The organism is Bifidobacterium aerophilum (genome assembly GCF_010667685.1).
Taxonomy (GTDB): domain Bacteria; phylum Actinomycetota; class Actinomycetes; order Actinomycetales; family Bifidobacteriaceae; genus Bifidobacterium; species Bifidobacterium aerophilum.
In genome coordinates, this window is sequence record NZ_WHZW01000012.1 from 77,706 (window position 1) to 103,743 (window position 26,038).

The window sequence follows — 26,038 nt, forward strand, 5'->3', positions numbered from 1 at the left end:
GCGGTGACCTGCGGCTGATGCCGTGGGTCACCGTCTTTTGTATTTGTATGAGGAGACTCGCCGGATGTGTCATGATGTCGGATCGATGAGCACGTGTGCGTCGCTGTTGTCCGACGCGCACTGTCATGCGGATGATGCGCGGTTCGTCGCCGCGCAGCGCAAGTACGGCGTGAGTTCGGTGATCAGTTGCGCGAACGGCGATCAGTGGCGACATGCGAGCGCGTGGATCGGCGATTCTCTATCCATCCGCGCCAGCTTTGGCATCCATCCGTGGGATGCGGACCGGTATCGGATCGCGGACGCGATGCCGTATCTCGAACAGACCCTGATCGTCGGTGAAATCGGACTTGACGGCGAGTGGACCGACGTGCCGTTGGCCGCGCAACTGCCCGTGTTCGAAGCGCAGCTCGACTATGCGAGCCGGCGGCGCAAACCGGTCGTCCTGCACACCAAGTCACGCGAACGTGAAGTGCTGGAACTGATCCGGCGTTATCCAAACCGGTACATGGTGCACTGGTACGCGTGCGATCGCTGGCAGGATGACTATCTCGACCTCGGCTGCTACATGTCGATCGGGCCGGACGTGACGACCGACGAATCGGTGCGACGGCTGGCCGCTCGGATTCCCGACGACCGGCTGCTCGTGGAAAGCGACGGGTTGGAATCGCTGACATGGGCGATGGGGCGTGAGTATGGCGTGGATGATTACGTCGACGCGCTGACCGGATTGCTGCGCTCGCTGACGGCGATCCGGGCGGCGGTGCGCGGGCGCGCGACGGACGTATGCGAAGTGGCTGAAATGACCCGGCGCAATCTCGCATCGTTCTGTGTCCCTATTCCAAGCCGGCCGCTATAAATAATCCCATGACTATCGAAGAATCAACTGCCGATCAGACGCCGGCTGCAGTCCCGGCCGCGGAGGCATCCGTCACGCAGGAACGCTCCCCGCTGTACGGACGCAAGGTGCTGTCGTTCGTCCGTCGTTCCGCACGTCTTGACGATCGTCTGCAGCGCGCATGGGATGCGTATGCCGAGCAATACCTACTCGACATCAACGCGCGCGAGGGCTCGCTGGATGTGCGCGAAGGGCTGCGATTCGATGCCGCGTTCGTGCGCAAGACGTGGGGCAACGACCATCCGCTGATCGTGGAGATCGGCAGCGGGCAGGGAGAGAACGTGGTCGCCGCCGTTGCGGCGCGGCCGGACATGAACTTTCTGGCGCTGGAAGTGTATGATCCCGGCGTCGCGCACACACTGCTGCTGGCCGGCAAGCAAGGATTGGAGAACCTGCGCATCGCACAGGTGAACGCGCCCGAGCTGTTCAAGGCGTGCGAGCCGGGCGTGCTGGCCGAGGTGTGGACGTTCTTCCCGGATCCGTGGCCGAAGATGAAGCACCACAAACGGCGCATCGTACAACCCGAGCTGGCTGGCGATATTCGGCGCGCGCTCGCCGATGGGGGAGTGTGGCGCATCGCCACCGACATCGAGGACTATGCGCTGCATGTGCACGAGGTGATGGACGGCGCGGCCGGGTTCGAGAACGTCGGCACGCTGACCGTGAGCCTGCCGACCGAGCATGTCGGCAAGGGCAACGCCGACACGGCGGCCGACCTGCCGCATGCCGATTTCACGGAATCCGAGCGGTTTGACGGGCGCGTGCTCACCAACTTCGAGAAGAAGGGGCTGGCGGCCGGGCGTGTGATCCACGATTTCACGTATCGTGCGGCGTGAGCCGGTATGAGCCGATGCGGGCCGGTATGAGCTGGTGCGGGTCGGTTGAGCGAAGGCTTCTGACGTTGCGCATCGCCGCCGCGACACGCCGATTTGCGTGTTTGCGGCGGTTCGCGTATCGTATATCAAGTTGTTCGCCCCCATCGTCTAACGGTTAGGACACCAGACTTTCAATCTGACAACGAGAGTTCGACTCTCTCTGGGGGTACTCGCCGGCTCCGGGTTCCACGAGGTATCGTGGCCCGGAGCCTTTTGTTTCCAACGGTTTCAGGCCGCCAGCTTGGCCTTCAGTTGCTCGCACAGGAAACCCGGCGGTGGCCACTGCCACCAAAGATGCACCTCCGTCACTGCTCATTCCGCGCATCATCTGCTCGTACATCGACGCATCCAGCAGGGAGAGCGGGGGGACGTTGAAGAATTCCGCCACTGCGGCGATATCCTGGATGGTCCAGGAGGTCTTGCCGGTCATCTTCGCGGACACGGCGCCCCTCTTCAGCCCCAGTGCCGCGCAAAGTGACTGCTGGGTCATCCCGCGGCCGGTCAGCTGCATGTTGACGTTCCAGATGAATACCCTCTGCAGGTAGTCGCCGAGTCCATTGGATTCGGACGACGGTTCGATTTTTGCCATATCAAGTCCTTTCAGATTGGAGTTGTCCAATATCGATGGACATAATCCTACAACAATGATTTGCTGCTGTGCAAGTTTCTTGATATATTGTCTATTGTGAATGGACTGACGGCAAAAATAATGGATTCTCCGATGCGTCGCTATATGACGGCGGCGGGTCTGAGCTGCCGAGACCTCGCGAGGGAGATGGGTACGTCCAAATCCTCGGTCGCGGGAAAGGTCAACGGCTCGATACCGTGGCAGCAGTCCGACCTGATCTGGCTGGCCATTCACCGAAACCTGTCCCCTGGGTATGTGCTCGGCATCGACGCCTATCTCACGGATGGCGGGTGGAAACCCGAAACGAGAATCCCCGGACCGGCTGGAACCCGGCGCGGGGATTGAACGGCAACAACCATGGAGCCGCGGGCGCGCATATCCGCCAAGATCAGACGCCCGTCGTTCCGATTCCCCGAAGGAGGGTCATCGCCATGACCGATTCTACCAATACCGCCGGCATTCGCCCGGCATCCGTCTTCGAGCCTAATCGCCAGCGCGACGCCGCGCGGCGGACGACGCGGGCCGGCGGCAAAGTCGATCTGCGCATCGCGAAGGCGCATGTGCTGTCCATGCTCGCCCACCCGTCCCGGGGCTCGCGCCGCTGAGGCGCGCGTCCGCGGACCGTTTCCCCGATACCGGCCGAACCATGTGGTGGCTGGTCGTTGCCGCCGTGTGCGTGTCCGGCGGCGTTCTCTCGTATGCGTTGTGCCGCGCCGCCCGTCTGGGCGACGACATCGGCGCGAGGCTGCGCGAACGCCGCGAAGCGGACCCGGAGCATGACGGCGGGAAGGTCGAACGATGAGCAGCAGAGCCGAGAACTGGGCATGGGAGCGCGACGACGTCAAGGGCATCACCAAGTTCGTGCTGGTGTATCTGGCCCGCCGCGCCTACTACGACGATGGCGCCGCCGCGTGGCCGAGCGTGGAGACCATCGCGTTCAACTGCGGGTGCTGTGAGCGCACCGTGATCCGTTCGTTGCAGGAGTTGGAGCGCAAGGGCTACATCAGGCCCGGCGACCAGGAGATGTCGGCGCGCAACCCGCGCACGCGCAAGCCGATCGCCAAGGGACACCGCTCGCGCGTGTGGGACGTCGTCATGGACGGCGACCACGCCGCCGAGAACATCGAGGAGAAGCCCCGGAACCTGGACGCGCTGGCGGAAGGCGACGGCAAATCGAATCCAGACAAGGACAATTTGTCACCCGACGGATTGTCACCCGAACCGAAGGGCGTGGAGCCGAGGACAAATTGTCCCGGAATCTTGGACAGAAAGTCACCCAATAGACAAGTGATAAACAATTCTCCCCTCATCCCCTTCGGGGATGCTCCCCTCAACGCCGAACAAGCCCCCACGAAGACCGAACCCGTTCCGGCGACCGATTGGGGCAAGGCCCTGCCTCCCAAGGGCTGCAGGAACCCGCTATGGGTGCCCGAACCCGGCAAGCTGCCCGAGCCGGTCACGGAACGCGCCGGCCAGGAGGTGCGCGTGCTCGACGGCATCCGCCGGCGCATGCTCGCCGTGGACCAGAGGTTCGACGTTCCGGCGACCATGGCCGACCGCAAGGCCGTCCACTCGCTGCTGATCGATCGCCCGTACGGCGAGATCGTCGCGACGATGGACTGGGCGTACCGCAACCGCTACTGGCTTCCCCGGCTCACCAGCGGCGCCAGGTTCGCCGCGAACTACGTGCAGCTGCGACTGGAAATGCTCACCCATCCCGATCCGACGGGAAAGCGGGCGCCAGACGCCCCGCTGCCGGTCGTCAAGGACCCCAACCGGGCGATACCGGTCAGCTCGTCGTCCGCAAGCCGCGTGCCGATCTACGGGGCGGCGCTGCTGCGCACCTCGCTGTGTCAGGAACACATCGAAGGCGCCATCTCGCAGGAGGCGTGCCCGGTATGCGCGTACGACAAACGCAACCACGCCACCCACGACGTCGCCGGGCGCCGCAAGGCGAAAGCCGTTGCGCCGGCGGAGGCGGTGCGGCCATGAGCGGGGACGGGCAGCGTCTTGAGGCGTGGAAGAAGGCCGGCGAATGCCGCGACTTCCCGCAACCATGGTCCGACTACCTGTGGTCGCTGGAGTTCGAGCACCGTCCCGGCGACGCGAAGGCGTTCCACTCGGTCGCCAAGGCCGTGTGCGAACGATGCCCGGTACGCGCCGAATGCCTGGCCTACGCGGCCAGCGGCGGACTCGAATGGGGCGTGTACGGCGGCAAGGTGTGCACCGACCGGCGCAGGATCGCGCGCATGGCCGAAGCCGACGGAGTCCCTTGCCGGGACCGCGGCCTGCCGTGGCCGCAACGCTGGCGGCTGCTCACGGACTGGATACGCGCCCATCGGAACGTGTTCGACGAAGCCACCGACGAGGCCAGCGCCGAACGCCAGCAACGACGCCTGCGCGCACGGGGCAGGACGGCCGATTGCCCCGACCCGCATGAGCCGTCAGGCAATCAAACATTCAAACAAGCAGGAATCCAAGCAATCAGACAAGCAGACAATCAGGCGTCCGACTGATCAGGTTCGCGTGATCGCCGGCAGTCGCAAAGGAGAAGAACGAATGCGCATCGCCATAGCCAACGCCAAGGGCGGGGTCGCGAAGACCACGTCCAGCATCTACATCGCCTCGGTCATCGTTTCCAGGGGCGGCAGTGCCGTCGTGTACGACGCGGACCCGCAGTCTAGCGCGAGCCTGTGGGCCGCCGCCGCTGAACAGACCGCGGACCCGCTGACGTTCGACGTGCTTCCGGCCAACCAGGCCACGCTCCGTCAGCTCGCCGCGGGAGCGGACCCGGACGAATGGGCGATCATCGACGCGCCGCCGCAGGGGCCGACCCTGGACATGGCCATCAAGGCCGCCGATTTCGTGATCGTGCCGGCGTCGGACTCGCCCATGGACCTCCAGCAGGCATGGAGCACCCTCGACATGGCCAGGATGAGCACGCCAGCCGCGCTGCTGCTGGTCAAGGCCGAACGCAACACGAAGGCGTTCCGCGACACCATGGACGCACTCAACGCCATGGACACGCCCCGGTTCGACACGATCGTGCCGAAGGCCCAGTACTACAAGCGTTCGCTCGGCACCAACCCGCACCAGCTGGGCGAATACCGGGACCTCGTCACCGAACTCCAGCAGATCGCCGGAAAGCAGGAGTGAGACCATGCAGGGCAACTACCAGCCACTGGCACGGCCGGTGCCGTTCGACGACGTGCTGCGTCAGCAGAGCAAGACCTCCAAGACCACGGGCGAACCGCTGGTCATGCTTTCATTGCGCATACCCGTGTCGCTCAAGACCCGGCTCAAGACCACGGCCGCCGCGCACGGACTGCCCATGCAGCAGCTCCTGCGCGACGCCATCGAACGCGAGCTCGACCGGCTCGACGGCGACGATGAGCCATAACCCGTCAGACAATCAAGCAATCCAACAAGTCAGCACCCAAACATTCAGGCAGTCAAACATGCGGACGCGATCCCGAAAGCCGATGCGTCTGCGGAAAGGAGACACTATGGACTATTCGATGGAGGTCTCCGTGCTCGGCGACCGGATCAGCATCGGAGAGGAGGCTCACGTCATCACCCTCGGCGTGAACACGGGATTCCCCGCGGGCTCCACGGCGGGAATGGCGTACACGCTCTCGCCGTTGCAGGCCCGCGTGTTCGGCGCGCAGATGCGCGCGGCCGCGGACGCCGCCGAGGGGCATCCGGGCATGCCGTCCGACGAGGAGGTGAACGCGGCGGCGAAGGTGTTCTGCGGCGGCGTGTGGAACGGGTTCGACCCCGCCAGCATGATGCCGACCGAACAGTTCGACCGGTTCTGGAACGACGGCGAGGGACACCAGCTCTACCTGGCGATCGCGCGCCACGCGCTCATCGCCGCACGCATGTCCATCCTCGCCGGGCAAAACGAAAGCTGACAAGCAGACAAGCCCACATGCAGACAATCAAACAATCCAACAATCAAACTTGCTTGCATACAGGCAAGCGAACATGCAAGCAATCAAGCAAGCCAACAAGCAGGAAAGCAAACAATCCAACAATCAGGAACGGAGCAGAACCATGAACGACAGCCACAACGAAGACGAAGCGCCCTTCGACGGCACGAGCGGAGATTCCACTCTCGAAGACCAGATGAGCGCGCATATCGCTGCCATCGCCGCCAGCGGCGTCGCCGCCGAAGCCGAAGCCCTGGCCAACCGACAGGCCGACATGGCAGCCAAGGAACGCCGCGAAACCAAGCTCGCCATCCTTGCGTCCATTGCCATCATTGGAGCCTTCGTCGTTTATGCCATCACCCGTATCGGCCGCAGCTAAAACGAGTGCGTCATCGCATATCATGGACAAATTCCATGCTGTGCGATGACGGCCAGACATAGGTCCGCAATCACGATTCATATCCGCAAGCCAGAGAGTTTTAGGGCCGCCAAATGCGTTCCTAAAACTCTTTCTGGCGGCTGATGACCTATTGTAGTTCGCCTGCTAGGTATGGTTCCACGAATGCGAGGTTGCTGCCACGTTCGAGCGAGTGGAAGTCCTGCATGGCGTATTGCCAGGATTCCTCCCAAGTGGCCGGGTTGCCATGTATGCGTCGCAGGGATTGAAGGGTCGTCGAGAACAGGTTCGGGTTCTGCGTGAAGCGGTCGGCCAGTTTGATGGCGCCGCTCTGCTTGTGCTGCGCGTCCAGATTGTCGGTCCTACCGCGGAAGGCGTGTTCGAGGTTGCGGCTGACATAGAACAGACGGTATGGAATCAAGACGGTGCGGCCGCCCTGCTTCTTCCTGAATCCGTCGAGTTTGAGCAGGGAGTCCACGCCGTTTCGCTTGGTCGTCCGGTCTGCGATCAGAGCGTCGCGGTTCGTGGTGATGATGTCGGTCGTCGAATACAGGGTTTCTTCCGCTGACGGGTCCTCCCGCACTTGGTCGTCGGGCGTGAACGCCCCGTCGAGGTCGCAGATCTGGATGACATGACCGAGCTGGCCCCATGTGCGATCATGGTCCTTGAGATAATACTCGACGAGTTCGCGCACCGTTTGCGAGGGTTTGTCCGCGGGATAGAACCCGTTGCGCCGGTGGAATTCCTCACGGTGATTCGGCGCGGTCAGCACGTCGCAATGGAATTCCTGACCTTGGAACAGGCGGTTCTCGATCAACGCCGAGAACGCCGGCACGAGCAGGCTGGCGTCACTTGCGCCCTCCACGACCAGCAGGACGATCTTGCGTTTAGCCACGGTTCGCCTCCGTTCCGACGGCGTTGAGTGCTGCCAGATCGTCGTCGATGTCGTCGTCCTCGTCGGGGTGGCCGGCGGCGTAGAGGCTGTTGCCGAACATGCGCGGGATGGGCGAATCGTAGATGTCGGGACCGCTCCATCCGAGTTCGCTGGCCGTCAGGTACCGTTTGCGCTGGTTGTTTGTGGAGGACTTGCGCGGGATGGTCGCGAACCGATTCTTGGGATCGGTCACCGTCGTGCGGATGCAGCTGTTCGGCAGCACCTCCAATGCCCGCAGGTTATGGGCGGTGAACACCAGTTGTCCCGCGCACCCGTCCGCCAGCTGGCTCAGCATGTCGCCGAGCAGTAGCTCGAACACGCCGGAGTCGAACTCGTCCACGGCGACCAGCGCGTTCTCGTCGTTGTATGCGTGCTTGAGATAGCCGAGCAGCGCGGTGATACGTATGATGCCCTCGCTCTCGCAGCGGAAGGGCACCGTGACATCGCCTCGACGCGAGAACAGCTCCGCGGTGACCCGGTCCTCGCCGTCCTTGCCGGAAGGCGCGGTGCCGGTCTTCAACAGGACGTGCAGGCCGGGCACGATGGTGGGCAGGATGCGGTCGAAGGACTCCACGGTCTGCCCGAGCCGCTTCGCCTGGCCGGGGGTCAATGGATTGGGCTGCAGCAGGTCGAACGCGAACTCCGTGTTGCGACCTTCCGGGTTCTCCTCCATGATCGGGATGATCGCGAACGCGGCGTAGGAGCCACGACGGGTGGTGGACACGAAGATGTCGTTGGTCGCATAGCCGCACAGGGCCTCGCGCAGGCGAACGAACTCGCCGAAGCGTTCGTTGATGTACGTCAACGATCTGGAGGACACGCCGTTCGCCTCCCGCACGCGGGCCACAGCCCAGTCGATCAGGAACTCGGCGTCCGGCCGGTCGTCGAGCGTGGCGCACCGGGAGAACAGGAACGAACGCCCCTCCATGTACGCGCGGTCCGCGGTGCGCGAGACCACGGTCTTCACCGAAGCGACCGCCTCGATGGAACGCCACACGTAGACCGGGGTCGACACGAACCCGTCCGCCTCGGAATCCTCCATCCGATGCCCCAACACCTCACGGCCCAAGCGCGAGGGATCGTCGCCGATGCGCACCGATTCGGCGACGACGCGCGCCCGCGTCGAATCCGGGTTCGCCTTGCGCATGGACACCCTGTACTCAAGATAGCTCGGCTTCTGCTTATCGCCGACGAGGAACGTCGCCGTCACGGTCGCCGAACCGGCGCTGGCGCTGACGACATCACCGGCGGTATCCGGCAGCATATTCCCGGACAACAGCGCGCGCAGTATCCCGATGGCGTCGATGACGGTGGTCTTGCCGGACCCGTTCTGTCCGTAAATACCCGTGACGCTGCCGCCGGTGGGCAGATCATCGAAATCCAGGACGCCATGCGATATGTTCCTCATGTCGTCCAGAACAAGTCTTTTCAAACGAATCATCGCATTGCCATTCTCTAAAACTCACAATAATCAATTTTTAATTGAAATACATGACTATTATACAGCGTAACCTGTGTGCATACCGCCGCGTTTCGCAATCAGATCATAACCTGAGCGACACAACAGCCCAGATCCACGATGAGGTGGTTCGACCGGGACAACGTCTGTCCGCCGCAAGACCACCTGGAGCAGGGTGATGCTGATGGTGCGTTCGGGGTCCGACGGCCGGCCGTCGGGCTTGCGGGCGTGCTTTTCTTCCAGGGACCCGGGAGGAGGCGGGTTCTGGAGTCCCCGTCTCCCCCCTTTCCCGGAGAGGGGCTTGTGATCGCATGTGGGAAAGGATTTCGTATGAGGTTCGGGAAGAAAGGCACCGGCGCGGTGGCGTCGATCACTGCCGCCGCGGCGTTGCTGGCCTGTCTGGTTCCGGTCGCGTTGGCCGATAACGGTGGCGGTGGTTCCGGCGAGGATGGCGGCGGTTCGGGCGGTGGTCCGACGCAGACGGCCGATGTGCATTGGATCTACAAGGATTCGTGGCCGGCCACGCTGGATGGCATGAAGACGGCGTTGAGTGATGCGAAGGTGCGTCTGTCGTCCGATCTGGCGAACGGGCAGAACCAGTTCGTGAACATGAACAAGACTTTGAGCGACGCGATCGATGAGTGCCAACGCTCCTATACGGGTGAGGGGAACGCGGACTGCCGTCTGGTGGCGGTGGGCTACGTGCGCTTGGCGGATGGTTCGTTCAACGGCAGCTACGTGAGCTCGAACGCGAAGAACCGTTGGGAGGCGCAGTGGAAGGCCGAGGCGAAGGGCGACTACACGTATCAGGGACAGAAGTACTCGACCTCGACCACGTGGAAGGACAAGCTCGGCACGCGCAGCGTTGACTCGCTGGCACAGGAGTCGATCAACTCCAACCCGAACGCCTCGTTCCGCGTGATCGTGCTGGCGCAGAACCAGCCACCGGTCGATTACAAGCTGAACGTGACCACCAGCCACAAGCAGAAGACCGACATGCAGGTCGGCTCCACCGACCCGATCGGCGACGTCATCCACGCAGACAACGGCGGTTCCGCGATCAAGGAGACGTTGAACGGCACCGCGATCATCCATTACGAGAACGGCCCCTACATGCCCGCGAAGAGCGTGAGCAAGCCGATTAGCTTCTCCAGCAATGGAGACACCCAGCTCGACAATCTCGCCTCGCCGAAGGATTTCGGCATGAAATACTGGGCCGAGGGCTCGTACTGGATCGACATTCAGGTGCCCAAGCAGGGCCGCATGCAGGCGGCCGTGGACACCGCGGACCGCGATCCGGCCGAATCCTGGAAGGTGAGCTCGGTGCCGCCCGAGCCCCCGGTCAAGAAAATCGAGGACGGCGTGAGCGCCGACCGGATGACGAACCGCACCACCATCACGTACGGCACCGGCCGTGGCGGCTACGAGATGCGTTTCCGCGATGTGATCGAACCCAACGGCGTCGAATACTCCGTGGACAACTACAGGCTCATCGACAGGACCGACGGCAACCGCGACGTTTCCGGCGAGTTCGAGATCAACTGGGACAAGGCGTCGAACACGGTGTCGGCCGCTCGTTCGGCGGACAAGGGCGAGATGCCCATGGACCATGTCTACGAATTCAGCTTCGACGTGACCGTGTCGAAGCCCTCCGATTTCCAGCAGGTCAGGGACCATGCGTGGGGCCAGTGGAACCACGAGCCCGAGGCCGACGCCGGAACGAAACAGTTCGATACGTGGCGGCCGAATCCCGACAAGAGCTGGATCCGCCTGAACGCGAAGGGCCAGTGGGAGGCGGTCATCGATCCGAAGGAGACCAACCAGACCGGCGCCGACGATATGACGCTTCTGGACGGGGACCGGGTCGCCTCGGTGGTCAACGGCACCATCGCCAAAAACCTCATCCAAGCCCCGGAGGCTCTGACGCTCACGGACGACTGGTCGGCCGCCGACTACCTGTTCGACGCCGACGACAAGTCGAAGATCAAGGTGTACGAGGCTGATGCCGGCACCGATCGCGAATCCAGCGTCACCGACATCGCCAACCACGGCAGGGACGTCACCGACCAGTGGACGATCACGATGGAAGGCACCACGGTGACCGCCACCGCAGGCCAGACCTACCGTGATGGATTGAAGGGGCTGAAGACCGCGAAGCAGGTCACGCTGCTCATTCCCGGCAAGGCGTCCTATGCCAACGGCAAGGGCGCGGGCCAGGTGCGCGACGACTTCGGCAAGCAGTCGAGCGACGAACTGTCGTTCTGCACCACGCCGGACGGCAAGGCGCTGACGAACAAGGGATCCCAGACCGTCAACACGCACACCATCCCCACGAACGAACCGAAGATCTGCGGCTACATACCGCCCGTCGTCAAGGACGTGGTCGGCGAATCCTCGCAGGGAGGCGACCAGGCGTCCGTGGACGGCAGGGTCGTCTACCCGGGCCAGCGCGTGGAATACCGTCTGGAGACGCAGCCCCACCTGCCCGGCAATCTCGCGTACTCCGTCAGCGAGGTGGCGGTCACCGACACCTACGACGAACATCTTGAAGTGGACAAGCAGACCCTGGAGGTCACCGACCTGTCCACCGGCAGGTTCATCCCGAAAACCGAGTACGAGACCCAGTGGAACGACTCGCAGCACGCGGTGCGCCTCGTGTTCTCCGACGGGTACGTAAAGACCAACTGGCGCAACGGCGCGAACCCGCGCATCATCGTCCGCTTCGAGGGCACGGTCGCCAAGGACGCGCCCACGGACACCAAGATCGGCAACCAGTGGGCATTGACACTGAACAACATGGTCACCCCGAGCAACAGGGTGTGGAACGAGCCTCCCGACTTCACGCCGGTGAAGAAGGACACCCAGGCCGACCCGTCCATCAGCATCGACGGCAAGACCGCTCTGCTGGGCGACCGGATCTACTACCGCGTGACCATCGACGCCAAGCAGACCAACCAGGCCTACAAGGTCTGGAGGCTCGGCATGACCGACGACTGGGACGACGAATACCTCTCCCTTGACGCCAAGCGCATCGAGGTCACCGATACCGCGACCGGCAAGGACGTGACCGCGAAGTTCAACATCGCGGCGATCGACGGCGTCGCCTACGTGTACGCCAAGACCGCGGACACGAAGGTGCCGGCCACCGGCGAGACCATCAAGGGCGACCCCCAGCCCAAGAACCTCAAGGAATACGCCGAAAAGAAGGACCACGACCCGTTGAAGGAGCCGGCCATCGACCAGTCGATGCTGGGCACGAGCTACAAGGTGATCCTGCCGATGACCGTCATCAAGGTCACCGACGGACATATCGTGAAGAACAAGGCCACGCAGGTCGTCAACGACACCCGCAAGGACACCAACGAGGTCGCCAACCCCCTCAAACCCGTCAACCCGTCCAAGGACGTGGTCGTGAAGGTGGACGGCGAATCCATCGACAAGCGGAGCGTGTACCTCAACAGCCTGTTCCTCTACCGTCTCGACAGCTCCGTGCTGCCCGCGCACCGCGCCTACCAGAAGGTCACCGACTGGAGCATCGCCGACCCGCTCGACACCGAGCACGACCAGTACACCGGCCAATGGGCCGTGTACGCCATGCGCGACCTGACCGAACAGGGCAAGGTGATCGCCCATAAAGGCATGAAGATCGCCGGCAGCGGCTTCGACGCCGGCGCATACGGCGGCGAACTGTTCACCCTCGCGCAGGACGACAAGGGCGTGGTCACCGTTACCGCGACCCAGCGCATGCTCGACCTCGTCAGCGGCAACGACGAAAGCGAGCAGGCATGGACCGCGTTCATCCAGTGCAAGCGCGTCAAGACCGGCGAACACATCGCCAACCGGTTCGACGAAACCCTCAACGGCACCAAACGGCCTTCCAACCAGGTCGAGACGCACACGCCCGACATGACCCCGAGCCTGAAGATCGAGAAATGGGACGAGGCCTCCGGCTGGCCGGCCGGCGACCGCGACCAGGTCAAGGACGCGCTGGCCATGCAGGGCGACACGCGCATCGTGTTCACCATCACCAACACCAGCACCACCGACCCCGACACCAAGCAGGGCGCATGGTACCGAACCAAGGACCTGAACCTCAAGGACCAACTGGTCGCCGGCGACGGCCGGGTGACCGATCTCGAATACCCCGCCGATTGGGACAGCCGCATCCTCAAGCCCGGCGAGAGCGTCGAGGTCAAGGGCGTCCTCAAGGGCGTGACCGACCATCACACCGACCGCGCCACGGTCACCGGCACGCCTCTGATCGAATGCGTCGTCTCCGACCCGGATCCGTTCGACGGCAAGGACGAGACGTCCGCACCTGATGACGCGGTCACGATCGACGGCAGGCTCGTCTGCCCCGACACCGAGGTGGTCAGCAACACCGACGACTGGAACGGCTACCGGACCGGGCTCGCCCACACCGGCGCCGCCATCCAGGGCGTGATCGCCGCGGCGATCACCCTGCTCGCCGTCGGCGTGGGACTGGTCGCCGCCCGCAGGTTCAGGCGCGGGAACAACGCCGCCGGCCGTCACTCCGGCACGATGCAACCCGTCGATGCCGAGGACGCCGACGCGGATGCCGTCGAAACCGCCGATCCGGTTCCCGGCGGGCAATCCGTGGTCTGACCGAAGCGGCAGGGACCGCTCTCTGCCGCGATGATTCTTCCGGCCGGACGACAATCCGGCCGGAACCCCGCCGGTTCTCTTCCTTCTTCTCTCCCCGGCGGGCATGGCAACGGCCCGGCGCCAACGGTTCAAACCGTTAGCGCCGGGCCGTTCCCTTGCTGCCTTGATTACTTACTGCTTGTCGGGTTCCTCGGAGGCGAGTCGTTCTTCGAGCTGTTCGACGATGTGATCGTGCATGTTCTCGTCGATCTTGACGGTCAGGAGGAAGACGACGAGGCTGGCGACGATGCCGGCGAGCGGCAGGTAGTAGGCGCAGGTCTTGAACGTGCGGATGTTCGCGGCGGTCATGTCGGCGGCGGTGGCGTTGCCGACCATGCCGGCGGCGACGGCCACGAAGCCCACGATGCCGTTGGACAGGGCGCCGGCGATCTTGTCGAGCATCGGGCGCACGGAGAGGGTGACGGCCTCGTTGCGCTTGCCGGTCTTGAGCTGTCCGTATTCGATGGAGTCGGTCATGCTCAGGATGGCGGTCATCTGGATGGTCTGCGCGGGCAGGTAGAAGAGGACGAGCGCGACGATGACGACGGGCAGGTTCATGGGCGCGATGATGAACAGCGTGTAGCCGGCGATCATGAACGCCATGCCGGCGGTGTACAGCCAGCGGCGCGGGATGCGGCGGTTGAGCACCGGGTAGAGGGGCGTGGTGACCAGTCCGGTGATGACCGGGATGACGCCGGCGATGGAGAAGCTGTCCGGCGCGCCGAGCACGTATTTGAACTGGTAGAAGAGCACGCCGGTGGTGGCGACGTTGGCCACGGAGTACAGCAGGTAGCTCAGGGCGACCCACAGGAGCTGGTCGTTCTGGGCGATGGCCTTGAACGCCTCGATGGGGTTGCCGTTGGCCTCGGCCTTGGCGCGCAGCTCGCCCTGGTTCTCGCGGGTGCCGAACGCGACGCTCCACGCGGTCAGCAGGCCGAGCACGGCGATGATGATGGCGAACGCGGCCCAGCCGGTGCGGCCCTGCTCCCATTGGCCGGTGAACTTCCAGGTGAACCAGCTGACGACGGGCACGACGATGACGGTGACGCCGTTGTAGCCGATGGATCCGGTGAACGCGCCGAGCGCGGTGTACGTGCTGCGTTCGTGCGAGTCGGAGGAGATCGCGGGGATCATGCCCCAGTAGGAGATGTCGCGCAGCGAGTAGATCACGTCCAGCAGGATGAACACGATGACGAACAGGACCATGAACACGCCGGTGTTCACGTCCACGAGGCCGAACAGGCCGGTGAACACCATGATCAGCAGGATGCCGGGCACGAGTCCGCCGATGAACTGCCAGGGGCGGAACCGGCCCCAGCGGGTGTTCGTGTTGTCCACGAGGTTGCCGAGCAGCGGGTCGAGGAAGATCTCCGCGATGCGGATGACCACCACGAGTCCGGTGATCACCGCGATGAGGCGCGCGGCCAGCGTCTTGTCCACGTCGACGAACAGCGCGGTGGTCACGAACGTGATGAAGAACGTGCTCATCGTGTTGTAGAACGCGGCCTGTCCCAGATTGCCGAACGCGTATGCGATCTTCTGTCCCATGTTCCTCGCGGGCGCTGCCTGCGGCTGTCCGGGCGTCGCCGTGCGCTGTGTGGTGGATCCGCTCATGGTGTGGTGGCCTCCTTGCGACCTGTAAAGAATCCGTGCGCGGGAACAGCTCCGATCCCGCAAGACGCGAGTATAGAACTTTCTCAAAAAAGTAAAAAACTTTACCGCGTGTCGCAAGCAATGCCAACGAATCGCATTCGTCGATTCGACGCGACGCGCAGGGAAAAGACATCGCAGCAGCCGAATTATCGTTGCAATCAATAGATTTGCACAGGTTCTCGCAGTCGCCGTCGAGGCATGCGCAAGAAGTTGCGTAAATTAGTAAATATCTTTATCATCGTTGTGCAAGGAGTCACATTCGAAGGCTCCCGCACTGCGGCGGCAACGACGCGACGCAATCCGATGCGAAAGCGAGGACATCATGAACACAACCGACGATCAGCGGAAGAACGGCGATCCGATCGTCTCCCCGTCCATGCCGACGACGGCATGGCTCGCCGACCCGCGCGTGTACGCGGTCCACCGGCTCGACGCCCATTCCGACCATACGTGCTGGTCGCACGCCCCCTCCGGCGGCGAGGGCACGGATCTCACGCAGAGCCTTGACGGCGAATGGCGGGTCCGCGTCGAGACGGCGCCGGCGAACAGCTTCCCCGACGGGACGAGCGACGGACCGGATTGGATCAGCGACGTGTCGCCGCTGTTCGCCGCGCCGGGCTTCGACGACTCGTCGTTCCCCCGCGTGCGGGTGCCCTCGCATCTGGAGACCGCGGGACTGCTAGACCCGCAGTATGTGAACGTGCAGTACCCGTGGGACGGCCACGAGGACCCAAAGGCCCCGGCCATCCCCGAGCATGGCCATGTGGCGGTCTACCGACGCAAGTTCGCCGCGGAGGGCGCGGTCGCCCAGGCCATCCGCGAGGGCCGCACGGTGACGCTCACCTTCCAGGGCGCGGCCACCGCCATCTACGTGTGGCTCAACGGCGCGTTCGTCGGCTACGCCGAGGACTCCTTCACGCCCAGCGAGTTCGACGTGACGGACGCCGTCAGGAAGGACGGCAACGTGCTGGCGGTCGCCTGCTACGAGTATTCGAGCGCGAGCTGGCTGGAGGACCAGGACTTCTGGCGGCTGCACGGCCTGTTCCGCTCCGTCGAGCTCAACGCGAGACCCGCCGCCCACGTCTCCGACATCCACGCCGAAGCCGATTGGGAGCCTGCCACGTCGATCGGATCGCTCTCGCTGGACGTGCTGATCGACGGCGCCACGAACGCCGCGACGGCCGACCTCGCGCTGCGAGACAAGAACGGCACCATCGTCTGGCGCACCGCCACGGAAGCGGCCGGAACGCTGCACGCCGAAGCCGAGATCGACGACGCCGCACCCTGGAGCGCCGAACGCCCGGACCTGTACGAACTGTCCGTCACCCTGCTCGACGCGGACGGCAAGGTTCTGGAGACCGCGCGCACCCGCATCGGCTTCCGGCATGTGGCCATCGAGGACGGCATCCTCAAGCTCAACGGCAAGCGCCTCGTGTTCCGCGGCGTGGACCGCCACGAGTTCGACTGCCGGCGCGGCCGTGCCGTCACCGAAGAGGACATGCTGTGGGACATCCGCTTCATGAAGCGCCACAACATCAACGCGGTGCGCACCTCGCACTACCCGAACCAGTCACGCTGGTACGAGCTGTGCGACGAATACGGCATCTATCTGATCGACGAGACCAACCTGGAGACCCACGGCAGCTGGAACAGCCCCGGCGACATCCCCGTGGGCACCTCCGTCCCCGGTGACGACGAGGCCTGGCTGGGCGCATGCATCGACCGGCTGGACAGCATGATCATGCGTGACCGCAACCATCCCAGCGTACTCGTCTGGTCGCTGGGCAACGAATCCTACGCGGGCGAAGTCCTCAAGGCCATGAGCATGCACGCGCATCGGCTCGACCCGGGCCGTCCCGTCCACTACGAAGGCGTCAATTGGAACCACGCCTATGATGGGATCAGCGATTTCGAAAGCCGTATGTACGCCAAGCCGGACGAGATCCGCGACTGGCTCGAACACGGCGACGAGCGTGGCGCGGCGAACAAGCCGTTCGTCAGCTGCGAGTACATGCACGCCATGGGCAACTCGTGCGGCGGCCTGAGCGAGTTCATCGACCTCGAACAGTACGAGCGCTACTCCGGCGGGTTCATCTGGGACTACATCGACCAGGGGCTCGTCCAGCGCCTGCCCGACGGGAGCGAACGACTCAGCGTCGGCGGAGAATGGGGCGACCGGCCGACCGACTACGAATTCGTGGGCAACGGCATCGTGTTCGCCGACCGCACGCCCAGCCCCAAGGCGCAGGAGGTCAAGCAGCTGTATTCGCCGATCAAGCTCACCCCCGACGGGCACGGCGTGACCATCGAGAACCGCAACCTGTTCATCGGCACCGACGGCTACGTGTTCGCCGCACGGCTCCTCGAAGACGGGCGCGAGATCTGGCACGCCGACTACCGGTTCGACGTGGCCGCCGGAGACACCCAACGCCATGACATCGCCTTCCCGGACATCGACACGGACGGGAACACGCGCGAGGTCACCTACGAGGTCGATCTCCTGCTCGCCGAATCCACCGCATGGGCGCCGGCCGGCTACGAGCTCGCGTTCGGCCAGCTTACCGGCACCCTCAACCCCGAACGGGACATCACCGAGACCGATTATGACGACGACGGCCGCGCGACGGTCACGCTCGGCCGGTGGAACACGGGCATCCGCCGCGACGACGAGGAAATCCTCCTGTCGCGCACCCAGGGAGGCATCGTCTCCTGGACGCGGGACGGACGGGAAATGGTCATCCGTCGCCCTGAACTCGTCACCTTCCGCCCTCTGACCGACAACGACCGCGGTAACCGTTCCGGATTCGACCGTGCAGCATGGTTCGCGGCCGGCCGCTACGCCATCGTGACCGATACGAGCATCACGCAATCCGACGACGGAGGACTCACGGCCGAATACCGGTACGAGCTCGCCGACCCGGGCCACACGCCCGTGACGGTCGCCTACCGCATCACGTCCGACATGCACATGCGACTGACCGTCGAATACCCCGGCGGTGTCACCAACGCCGCCAGCCTGCCCGCGTTCGGTGTCGAATGGGAACTGCCCGGCGAATACACGCAGCTGCGCTACTACGGGCCCGGCCCCGAGGAAACCTACCGCGACCGCAAGCAGGGCGGCAAGCTCGGCATCTGGGACACCACCTCAGAGGCAAGCATGGCGCCGTATCTCATGGTGCAGGAAACCGGAAGCCACGAGGACGTCCGCTGGCTCGAAGCCACCGACATCCAAGGCCACGGATTGCGCGTCAGCCAGCGCGGCGACCGTCACTTCACGGCCAGCCTGCTGCCATGGAACACCTACATGATCGAAGCCGCGCGCCGCCATGAGGACCTGCCCGCCCCGCGCCACAACTACCTGCGTCTGCTCGCGGCGCAGATGGGCGTCGGCGGAGACGACTCCTGGGGAGCCCCCGTCCACACGGCCTACCAGCTGCCCGCAGGCAGGCCGCTCACCCTCGACGTGAACCTCGAACTCATCTGACCGGCAACGGGCGGCGGCATGCACCACCATGCCGCCGCCTGTGCATATTCCCCAAAACACACCCACAGAAAAGAGGCAATCAATCATGGCTGAAGTGATCATCATCAAGAACGAGAAGGAGGCCGGCGAGATCTACGGCCGTTGCGTGGCGGACCTCATCAAGGCCAAGCCGGACGCGGTGCTGGGACTCGCCACGGGCTCCAGCCCGCTGGCCGCCTACCAGGCCCTCGCCAAGATCGTGCACGAGGAGCACATCGACGTCTCCAAGGTGCGCGGCTTCGCGCTCGACGAGTACCTGGGCCTGCCGCTCGACCACCCGCAGTCCTACCACTCCACCATCCACCGCACGGTCGTCGAGCCCCTGGGCCTCGACCCTGCCAAGGTCCACGTGCCCGGCGACGTGCTGAACGGCGCCCCGCTCGAGGACGGCGACAAGATCGCCGCCGCCGGCCCGGCCTACGACGCGGCCATCGAGGCCGCGGGCGGCATCGACGTGCAGATCCTCGGCATCGGCACCGACGGCCACATCGGCTTCAACGAGCCCGGCTCCTCCCTCGCATCCGGCACGCGCGTGAAGACCCTGGCCGAGCAGACCCGCATCGACAACGCCCGCTTCTTCGACAACGACATCAAACAGGTGCCGACCCACTGCATCACGCAGGGCATCGGCACGGTCCTCAAGGCCCGCCACCTCGTGCTGCTCGCGTTCGGCGCGGGCAAGGCCGAGGCCATCGAGGAGACCGTCGAGGGCGGCGTGAGCGCGTTCTGCCCGGCCTCCGCGCTGCAGCTGCACCCGCACGCCACGATCATCATCGACGAGGAGGCCGCCAGCCGCCTGCGCCACAAGGACTACTACCGCTACGCCTTCGCCCACAAGCCGGCCTGGCAGGGCATCTGATCGGCAATCGAACGGTTCGGGCTCCTTCTTTCTCCGCAAAGAAGGAGCCCGAACGCATACAGGAAGGAAATCATGACGCAGGACAGAAACGAGATCGTCGCGCGCGTGACCGCGGCGTTGGAAGGCGAGGCCAAGCCGGTCGCGATCCGCGGGGCGCGCAAGGTGGATGCCCGCGGCGAGCAAAGCGGATATTGGGTGGTCTCGGACGCGCGCGGCGTGATCGTGGGCACGGGCGCCGCGACGGCGGACGGCAGCGGCGAGGAGGCGTTCGAGCATGCCTGCCGCACGGTCGGCATCGACCCGGCCGCTCCATCGGGATCGGACGGTGCGGTTATTGACGCGGCCGGGCGGATTTTGACTCCTGGTTATGTGGACATCCATTCGCACGGCGCCTGGGAGAAGAGCTTCGACGACGGCCCCGACGGCATCGACATGGCCCGCGCCGGCCACGCGGTCCACGGCACCACCCGCCAGGTGCTCTCGCTCATCACCAACCCGATGGACGTGATCTGCCGCAACATCCGCACCGTGCGCGAGAAGATGGCCACCCGCCCCGACATCCTTGGCTGTCACCTCGAAGGCCCGTTCCTCGCCCTGAAACGCAAGGGCGCGCACGATCCGAACTGCCTCAAGGACCCGGTGCCCGAACTCGTGGGAACCATGCTCGACGCCTCGGGCGCCGACCCCGCCGCCGGCAAGATCGGCTGCATCCGCCAGATCACCATCGCGCCGGAGCTTGAGCACGGCATCGGCGCCATCCGCCAGTTCGCGGCCGCCGGCGTGGTGCCCGCGGTCGGCCACTGCGACGCCGACTACGCCACCGCCCAGGCCGGCTTCAACGCGGGCGCCGGCATCATGACCCACATGTTCAACGCGATGAACGGCCTGCACCATCGCGAACCCGGCCCCATCCCGGCCGCCGTGGAGGACCCGCGCGTCACCATCGAGCTGATTAATGACGGCTTCCACGTCCAGAACCCGATGGTCAAACTCGGCTTCGGACTGGCGCCCCACCGCATCGCGTTCGTCACCGACGCGATGGCCGCCACCGACTGCCCCGACGGCGCGTACAAGCTCGGCGAACTCGACGTGAACGTCATCGACGGCCACGCTCGCCTCGTGTCCAACGGCGCCATCGCCGGCTCCACGCTCACCCTGGAGGTCGCGGTCCAGCGCGCGGTCAACGAACTCGGCTTCAGCCCCGTCGCCGCCGTCGAGGCCGCCACCCTCACCCCGGCACGCGCCTTCGGATTCGACCGGGTCAACCCCGTCACCGGCGCTCCGCTCGGCCTCATCGCCCCCGGATACGCCGCCGACCTCAACCTCCTCGACCCCGCCGACTGGACCGCCCAGCACGTCTGGTGCGCCGGCCGCCAGGTGAAGTAAATTACCTCCTTCGCAAAATCGTCCATGTTGACTCCAAAAAGAAAGCAAATTTTTTTCAACATATTTAAATCGGGTTCATTAACATCTCTCTCCCAATTCGATAGTGCCTGCCGGGTAACATTCAATTCCCCGGCTAGTTCTTCCTGTGTCATTCCCAATTGTGTTCGCAGATGACGTATTTGCTTTCCTGTTGTAATATTCGTCTGTTCCTGGTTCAAAATAGTTTCTCCTCTCTGATACTGATTTTATCAATGATATTTCGCAATAGCCAGCAATGAACGCTTGCATTGCGCAAGACGTTACATTATCTTCTGAAACATATAGCGCACCTTGTCCAGGCGGCTGTTTGGACGGCGGGGCTGGATGACTGGCTTGCCGACAGCGGCCTGATACCCTTTCAGTTCTGTAAGGCATACGCTCTGCCCGTTGGTGTAAAAGGCCAGATCAGTACGGTATGCCTGTATACAGCGGGCGGGAATCTCGCCAGTAAAGACAACTTCATCCTTTTTTACCTGGACCGTTTCGATGGTGGCACAGTATTTCGGTGCATCATGATAAGCCCTGAAAGATATTCCCGGGGCGCATAGAGGGTGAAGGAGAGATAAGGTTCCAGCAGTTGCGTCCCTGATTCCTTCAATGCCTGTTCCAATACAATCGGGGCCAATGAGCGGAAGTCCGCCGGCGTGCTGACCGGACTGTAATAAAGCCCGTATTCAAAGCAAATCTTACAGTCCGTTACGTTCCAGCCGAACAAGCCCTGCTCCAGCCCGTAACGGATACCATCCCTGACAGCGTTTTGAAAACTCTGGTTCAAGTATCCCAGCGAAACCCGGCTCTCGTATTGTACACCGGAGCCAAGCGGGAGTGGTGTAACAGACAGTCCGATGGATGCCCAAAACGGGTTGGGCGGCACCTCGATATGGATGGTGTGGCTGGCTGCTTTGAGCGGCCGCTCCATATAAATGACGGTGGGTTCCTTTACCACTGTTTCAAGCTTGTATTTTTCCGACAGCAAAGCGGAAACAACCTCCAACTGCACCCGGCCCAAAAAAGAAAGAATGATCTCATGGGTGATGGAATCCACCTCGCAGCGCAAAAGCGGGTCAGTATCCGCAAGTTGCGTAAGAGCGTCCAGCAGCCGTTCTCTTTGCGCTGCCGTTTTCGGCGCAATCGACGTCCGCAGCATGGGGAGGGGGTCCTCACGCCACCTTTTACGAGGGAGCCGGGTTGGGTCCCCTAATACATCGTTTAACCTCACGCTGTCGCTGGGAAGGATAACAATTTCACCCGGATAAGCGGTGTCTGTCCGAACAATTTCCCCTTTGGATGGAATACGCATCTCTGTGATTTTCAGCTTTTCTCTCCCGGCCAGGGCCACCGTATCCCGCAGGCGCAGCGTTCCGCTGTATAGCCGTAGATAGACACGCCGCTGGCCGCAATCTGTATACTCCACCTTGAAAACGCTGCCGCATAGGGCGGCGCTCCCCTGTTCCCCAATCGGTTGGAACAGCCCTGTCACCGCATCCATCAACGGTTGAATGCCAAGGCCCTTTTTGGCGCTGCCATAATAGACCGGGAACAGGGAGGCGTCTTGAACCCGCCGCTGTTCCTCCCGCACAAGTTTTTCCCGGCTGATTGGTTCTCCTGCGATATACTTTTCCAATAATTTATCGTTATTTTCGATGACCGCATCCCATGCTTCTATGTCGGTATTTTCCTCCAGGACTATTTCCGGGGACAGCGACACCGTCTGCTTGATGATAATATCGGCGGAGAGCTTATCCCGAACAGACTGAACCACGCTCTGCAAATCAACGCCAGCCTGGTCGATCTTGTTGATAAAGATAACGGTGGGAATGTTCATTTTCCGCAGGGCATGGAACAGAATACGGGTCTGGGCCTGCACGCCATCTTTAGCGGAGATCACCAAGATGGCCCCATCTAAAACAGCCAAAGAGCGGTACACCTCCGCCAAAAAATCCATGTGGCCGGGCGTATCCACAATGTTGACTTTACATCTGTGCCACTGGAAGGAAGTGACTGCCGCTTGAATGGTAATCCCACGCTGCCGCTCCAAAAACATGGTGTCCGTCCTCGTTGTCCCTTTTTCGACGCTCCCCGGTTCTGAAATGGCTCCGCTGGCATATAGCAGGCTCTCCGTCAAGGTCGTCTTTCCAGCGTCTACATGGGCAAGAATTCCAATATTGATTATTTTCATGTGATTGTCCTCCCTTTACTGCCCCGAAGGGCATAAAATCCCCAGCAGTAAAATACTTTTACCACTGGGGATGATAATTTGCGGACATACACATATACAGCATACACCTGTTTGTGAGTGCTGTTTTTGGGGATATGTCAAAATTGATAAGGCAAAAGTATTCTTAAATTGGGTACAAAAAACTAAGCTCCTACAAAAGGGACTATCATAATCCTTTGTTCCCACTATTTGATTATAGTTTTATTTAAGAATACCTTGCCGCATATTTTTTACTCCTTTTCTGGAATTGAATTATTATATCACATCAGTTTTAGGAAAACAAGTATCTAAAAGAAATTTTTCTTCTGAGTTCTCAAACCACCAAACACAGCCAGCGAACACACCGGGAACCAACCCCAGCCGCTCACCAACCAGCAGAAAGATGAATAACTTACACGAACCCCAACCAAAACGCAAACCCACCCCAACCACACACCCACAAAACCCAACAAACACAACACATCCACCGGCGTGTCGCAACCACGCTACGCCCACGTCATACAACTCGACCCACTCCCCACAGCCGCACTAAACTGGGCCTCACTACGACGCCTCACACATGCGAGCGCCGCCGCTGCAGCCCATATTCGGCAGCGGTCCATTCCAGGGACGGGGCATCATGCCTGCAACACCAGCGTCATCATTCGGATTGCCCAACAACGGGTTTGTGCCTGTGGCCACGATTTCTCCGGCGAGCACCGTCGCCGACCCCGCGCACAACGCCGAGCTCTACTACGAGGGGCTGCAGCGAGCGGCCACACTCGGCGCGAAGGTCATGAACGACCCGCAGGCCATCGACTCCCTCGCCGATCAGGCCTATGACCAGCTACGTTCCGGAAAACGCTACGACATCCCGAAACTTCAGGAGTATATGAAGCGGATGGAGCGCGATCATGACAGCCAATGATTCCGGTTCCATCGTCAAGGACCTGTTCGGCATCGCGGACTGCGAGCTGACGGGCACCGAGGAGACGATCGACAAGGGCAAGCGGGTCAAGAACATACGGCTCGCGTACTGCGGTCCGGTGCCCGAGGCTTGCGGGGTTTGCGGCGGAAAGACGTACAGCCACGGCAGACGCGCGCTCAAAATCGCGGACACCCCCATGGGAGGCGTACCAACCCGCCTGATCATCGAGTTTCCCCGAAGGCGTTGCAGCCAGTGCAACGACATCTGGCAGCCCGACATCGACGGCGTGAACCAGAAACGCATGATGACCTCGCGCGCCTACGCGGACATTGCGCAACGTTCCCTGCGCACCACGTTCCGCGACGTGGCCGTCGACTACGCGTTGACCCATGTGACCGTCAAGAACGTGTTCGAGGAATACATCCGCGACTATGACGAGAAGCTGCGGTTCCGCACGCCCGCATTCCTCGGCATCGACGAGATCAAGATCAAGCGCATCGGAGAGGTCACCGTCATCACCGACCTCGAACACCGCACGCTCTACGACATGCTCAACGGCCGAAACCAAAGGACCCTCACAGAATACTTCATGAACATGCCCGACAGGGACAAGGTCATGTGGGTGTGCTCGGACATGTATCGGCCATTCGAGAAAAGCATCGCCACGGCCATGCCGAACGCACGCTGGGCCATCGACCACTTCCACGTCGTCATGAAGGCCAACGAAGCCGTCGACTCCGTGAGACGGTCCCTGCAAACGACCATGACCAAGAAGGACCGCATCAAAACCAAGCGCGGACTTGCCTACACGCTCAAAACCCGACGTCGCGACCTCACAGGCGAGGAGGCCGAGAAAATACGCCTGCTGCGCGGCGTCGACGAGCTCAAGCCCCTCGCCACGGCCTTCGACGTCAAGGAGGACTTCTTCGACATCTGGGACGAGAACCCCACATCGAAACGCAACGCCCAGAAAGCGTTCCAAACATGGGAGAACAACATTCCCGAAGGCGAATTGTTCGACTCGTTCAGAACCCTCGCCAAAACGGTACGCAACTTCTACACCCAGATCTTCCAATACTGGGACTGCCCCATAGCCATAAGCAACGGCTACACCGAATGCGCCAACAGACTCATACGCGAATCCAACATGAAAGGACGCGGATACTCCTTTGAAACGTTGCGGGGAAGAAGCCTGTACCGAAAGACCAACCTCCTCAACATCATCAACAGCGGCGGCATAAGCATCGGTCCCCGAATCCTCACCAAAGGCGCGCTGTTCACCACCGAAGCGGAAGACGAGAGCAACGAGGAAGACGAATGGGAGCCGTTCCCCGAACCTGAATACGAGGTGGACGAAACCACCGGCGAGATACTCAACTAACGGTAAATCTCTGGTTGAAACGGAAACACGTCTCAAACGATTTTCAACCAGACGGTTCCTTCTGGAACTTAGAGGATGAACGTTCTTCGAAACCCGTCATTCAACCAGAGATTTTACATACCCAAAAATGCCGACTATGGCGCAGCGGAAGCCTACCTCACATTTGAGCATGACGAGTTTACCATGAAGCCCACCCTTGATGGAAACGGGCGACGTGCCTCACGTTTTTTGAGCGCGTAGGGTGTGGTGGTGCCTCATCGGGAATGAGCGCGAACGGTATCGGTCCT

Annotated in this window: 20 protein-coding genes, 1 tRNA gene and 3 pseudogenes; 18 read left to right on the forward strand and 6 right to left on the reverse strand. The window is 62.5% G+C overall.

The genetic code is table 11. The annotated features are described in order from the left end of the window. Positions 1–85 precede the first annotated feature (85 nt). From GFD25_RS06830 to GFD25_RS06840, 3 genes are all read left to right on the forward strand, one after another. On the forward strand, positions 86–856 hold the full coding sequence (locus tag GFD25_RS06830; protein ID WP_163231244.1) for a TatD family hydrolase: 771 nt from the start codon (positions 86–88) through the stop codon (positions 854–856). Positions 857–864: 8 nt separating this feature from the next. Next, complete coding sequence (gene trmB, locus GFD25_RS06835) at positions 865–1,731, forward strand: tRNA (guanosine(46)-N7)-methyltransferase TrmB (protein ID WP_163231246.1); 867 nt, start codon at positions 865–867, stop codon at positions 1,729–1,731. Positions 1,732–1,867: 136 nt separating this feature from the next. Then, positions 1,868–1,939: transfer RNA gene (locus GFD25_RS06840), tRNA-Glu, on the forward strand. 162 nt (positions 1,940–2,101) lie between these two features. Here the strand turns inward: GFD25_RS06840 and GFD25_RS12545 are convergent. Further along, a pseudogene (locus GFD25_RS12545) lies at positions 2,102–2,359 on the reverse strand (helix-turn-helix domain-containing protein); the annotation flags it as partial. 60 nt (positions 2,360–2,419) lie between these two features. On the opposite strand from GFD25_RS12545, the gene GFD25_RS06850 reads away from it, so the two are divergent. The 9 genes from GFD25_RS06850 (at position 2,420) to GFD25_RS06875 (ending at position 6,709) form a co-directional block, all read left to right on the forward strand. Beyond that, positions 2,420–2,743, forward strand: coding sequence for a helix-turn-helix domain-containing protein (locus tag GFD25_RS06850; RefSeq protein ID WP_239512457.1), 324 nt, complete (start codon positions 2,420–2,422; stop codon positions 2,741–2,743). An 86-nt stretch (positions 2,744–2,829) separates the two neighbouring features. Continuing rightward, positions 2,830–3,003 carry a hypothetical protein gene (locus GFD25_RS12015; RefSeq protein WP_165775776.1) on the forward strand — a complete coding sequence of 58 codons (174 nt, stop codon included), beginning with the start codon at positions 2,830–2,832 and terminating at the stop codon, positions 3,001–3,003. 41 nt (positions 3,004–3,044) lie between these two features. Continuing rightward, a complete protein-coding gene (locus tag GFD25_RS12020) occupies positions 3,045–3,200 on the forward strand; it encodes a hypothetical protein (RefSeq protein WP_164514792.1) in 156 nt (51 codons plus the stop codon). After that, positions 3,197–4,390: a helix-turn-helix domain-containing protein gene (locus tag GFD25_RS06855; protein WP_101626207.1), complete on the forward strand. Its 1,194-nt coding sequence runs from the start codon at positions 3,197–3,199 to the stop codon at positions 4,388–4,390. Before GFD25_RS12020 ends, GFD25_RS06855 begins: the two co-directional genes overlap by 4 nt. Next, positions 4,387–4,914: a WhiB family transcriptional regulator gene (locus GFD25_RS06860; protein ID WP_101626208.1), complete on the forward strand. Its 528-nt coding sequence runs from the start codon at positions 4,387–4,389 to the stop codon at positions 4,912–4,914. Before GFD25_RS06855 ends, GFD25_RS06860 begins: the two co-directional genes overlap by 4 nt. 43 nt (positions 4,915–4,957) lie before the next feature. Beyond that, complete coding sequence (locus GFD25_RS06865; protein WP_165781966.1) at positions 4,958–5,554, forward strand: ParA family protein; 597 nt, start codon at positions 4,958–4,960, stop codon at positions 5,552–5,554. Positions 5,555–5,558: 4 nt separating this feature from the next. Then, positions 5,559–5,798 (forward strand): hypothetical protein, encoded by a 240-nt coding sequence (locus GFD25_RS12185; protein WP_165781967.1) that lies wholly within the window; start codon positions 5,559–5,561, stop codon positions 5,796–5,798. Positions 5,799–5,904: 106 nt separating this feature from the next. Then, positions 5,905–6,312: a transcriptional regulator gene (locus GFD25_RS06870; RefSeq protein ID WP_101626209.1), complete on the forward strand. Its 408-nt coding sequence runs from the start codon at positions 5,905–5,907 to the stop codon at positions 6,310–6,312. A gap of 73 nt (positions 6,313–6,385) precedes the next feature. Then, entirely contained in the window at positions 6,386–6,709 is a 324-nt protein-coding gene (locus GFD25_RS06875; RefSeq protein ID WP_101626210.1) for a hypothetical protein, read from the forward strand. 148 nt (positions 6,710–6,857) lie between these two features. On the opposite strand, the gene GFD25_RS06880 is transcribed toward GFD25_RS06875, so the two are convergent. Then, entirely contained in the window at positions 6,858–7,622 is a 765-nt protein-coding gene (locus GFD25_RS06880) for a hypothetical protein (protein ID WP_101626211.1), read from the reverse strand. Then, complete coding sequence (locus GFD25_RS06885; protein WP_163231248.1) at positions 7,615–9,102, reverse strand: AAA family ATPase; 1,488 nt, start codon at positions 9,100–9,102, stop codon at positions 7,615–7,617. The genes GFD25_RS06880 and GFD25_RS06885 overlap by 8 nt, the downstream gene beginning before the upstream one ends. 348 nt (positions 9,103–9,450) lie before the next feature. On the opposite strand from GFD25_RS06885, the gene GFD25_RS06890 reads away from it, so the two are divergent. Further along, positions 9,451–13,746 carry an LPXTG cell wall anchor domain-containing protein gene (locus GFD25_RS06890; RefSeq protein WP_163231250.1) on the forward strand — a complete coding sequence of 1,432 codons (4,296 nt, stop codon included), beginning with the start codon at positions 9,451–9,453 and terminating at the stop codon, positions 13,744–13,746. 171 nt (positions 13,747–13,917) lie between these two features. Here the strand turns inward: GFD25_RS06890 and GFD25_RS06895 are convergent, their stop codons facing one another. Continuing rightward, on the reverse strand, positions 13,918–15,399 hold the full coding sequence (locus tag GFD25_RS06895) for a glycoside-pentoside-hexuronide (GPH):cation symporter (RefSeq protein ID WP_163231253.1): 1,482 nt from the start codon (positions 15,397–15,399) through the stop codon (positions 13,918–13,920). Positions 15,400–15,760: 361 nt separating this feature from the next. Between GFD25_RS06895 and lacZ the strand changes: the two genes are divergently transcribed. From lacZ to nagA, 3 genes are all read left to right on the forward strand, one after another. Continuing rightward, entirely contained in the window at positions 15,761–18,922 is a 3,162-nt protein-coding gene (gene lacZ / locus GFD25_RS06900) for a beta-galactosidase, LacZ type (protein WP_109057772.1), read from the forward strand. 85 nt (positions 18,923–19,007) lie between these two features. Continuing rightward, positions 19,008–19,820 carry a glucosamine-6-phosphate deaminase gene (nagB, locus tag GFD25_RS06905; RefSeq protein ID WP_109057771.1) on the forward strand — a complete coding sequence of 271 codons (813 nt, stop codon included), beginning with the start codon at positions 19,008–19,010 and terminating at the stop codon, positions 19,818–19,820. 72 nt (positions 19,821–19,892) lie between these two features. Further along, positions 19,893–21,206 (forward strand): N-acetylglucosamine-6-phosphate deacetylase, encoded by a 1,314-nt coding sequence (nagA, locus tag GFD25_RS06910; protein ID WP_163231255.1) that lies wholly within the window; start codon positions 19,893–19,895, stop codon positions 21,204–21,206. Positions 21,207–21,232: 26 nt separating this feature from the next. On the opposite strand, the pseudogene GFD25_RS06915 reads toward nagA, so the two are convergent. After that, positions 21,233–21,424 (reverse strand): annotated as a pseudogene (locus GFD25_RS06915) (helix-turn-helix domain-containing protein); the annotation flags it as partial. Positions 21,425–21,505: 81 nt separating this feature from the next. Further along, positions 21,506–23,424: pseudogene (tet(W), locus tag GFD25_RS06920) on the reverse strand (tetracycline resistance ribosomal protection protein Tet(W)). A 712-nt stretch (positions 23,425–24,136) separates the two neighbouring features. Here tet(W) and GFD25_RS06925 point away from each other — a divergent pair. Together GFD25_RS06925 and GFD25_RS06930 are read left to right on the forward strand one after the other, a co-directional pair. Beyond that, the gene (locus GFD25_RS06925) at positions 24,137–24,370 is read left to right on the forward strand and encodes a hypothetical protein (RefSeq protein ID WP_163231257.1); all 234 of its coding nucleotides are present in this window, start codon (positions 24,137–24,139) and stop codon (positions 24,368–24,370) included. Then, positions 24,357–25,751: an ISL3 family transposase gene (locus GFD25_RS06930; RefSeq protein WP_054321422.1), complete on the forward strand. Its 1,395-nt coding sequence runs from the start codon at positions 24,357–24,359 to the stop codon at positions 25,749–25,751. Before GFD25_RS06925 ends, GFD25_RS06930 begins: the two co-directional genes overlap by 14 nt. Positions 25,752–26,038 lie beyond the last annotated feature (287 nt).

Coding starts and splice junctions, on each gene's coding strand:
- GFD25_RS06830 (WP_163231244.1), top strand. CDS start 86: ATGAGCACGTGTGCGTCGCTGTTGTCCGACGCGCACTGTCATGCGGAT.
- trmB (WP_163231246.1), top strand. CDS start 865: ATGACTATCGAAGAATCAACTGCCGATCAGACGCCGGCTGCAGTCCCG.
- GFD25_RS12015 (WP_165775776.1), top strand. CDS start 2,830: ATGACCGATTCTACCAATACCGCCGGCATTCGCCCGGCATCCGTCTTC.
- GFD25_RS12020 (WP_164514792.1), top strand. CDS start 3,045: ATGTGGTGGCTGGTCGTTGCCGCCGTGTGCGTGTCCGGCGGCGTTCTC.
- GFD25_RS06855 (WP_101626207.1), top strand. CDS start 3,197: ATGAGCAGCAGAGCCGAGAACTGGGCATGGGAGCGCGACGACGTCAAG.
- GFD25_RS06860 (WP_101626208.1), top strand. CDS start 4,387: ATGAGCGGGGACGGGCAGCGTCTTGAGGCGTGGAAGAAGGCCGGCGAA.
- GFD25_RS06865 (WP_165781966.1), top strand. CDS start 4,958: ATGCGCATCGCCATAGCCAACGCCAAGGGCGGGGTCGCGAAGACCACG.
- GFD25_RS12185 (WP_165781967.1), top strand. CDS start 5,559: ATGCAGGGCAACTACCAGCCACTGGCACGGCCGGTGCCGTTCGACGAC.
- GFD25_RS06870 (WP_101626209.1), top strand. CDS start 5,905: ATGGACTATTCGATGGAGGTCTCCGTGCTCGGCGACCGGATCAGCATC.
- GFD25_RS06875 (WP_101626210.1), top strand. CDS start 6,386: ATGCAAGCAATCAAGCAAGCCAACAAGCAGGAAAGCAAACAATCCAAC.
- GFD25_RS06885 (WP_163231248.1), bottom strand. CDS start 9,102: ATGATTCGTTTGAAAAGACTTGTTCTGGACGACATGAGGAACATATCG.
- GFD25_RS06890 (WP_163231250.1), top strand. CDS start 9,451: ATGAGGTTCGGGAAGAAAGGCACCGGCGCGGTGGCGTCGATCACTGCC.
- GFD25_RS06895 (WP_163231253.1), bottom strand. CDS start 15,399: ATGAGCGGATCCACCACACAGCGCACGGCGACGCCCGGACAGCCGCAG.
- lacZ (WP_109057772.1), top strand. CDS start 15,761: ATGAACACAACCGACGATCAGCGGAAGAACGGCGATCCGATCGTCTCC.
- nagB (WP_109057771.1), top strand. CDS start 19,008: ATGGCTGAAGTGATCATCATCAAGAACGAGAAGGAGGCCGGCGAGATC.
- nagA (WP_163231255.1), top strand. CDS start 19,893: ATGACGCAGGACAGAAACGAGATCGTCGCGCGCGTGACCGCGGCGTTG.
- GFD25_RS06930 (WP_054321422.1), top strand. CDS start 24,357: ATGACAGCCAATGATTCCGGTTCCATCGTCAAGGACCTGTTCGGCATC.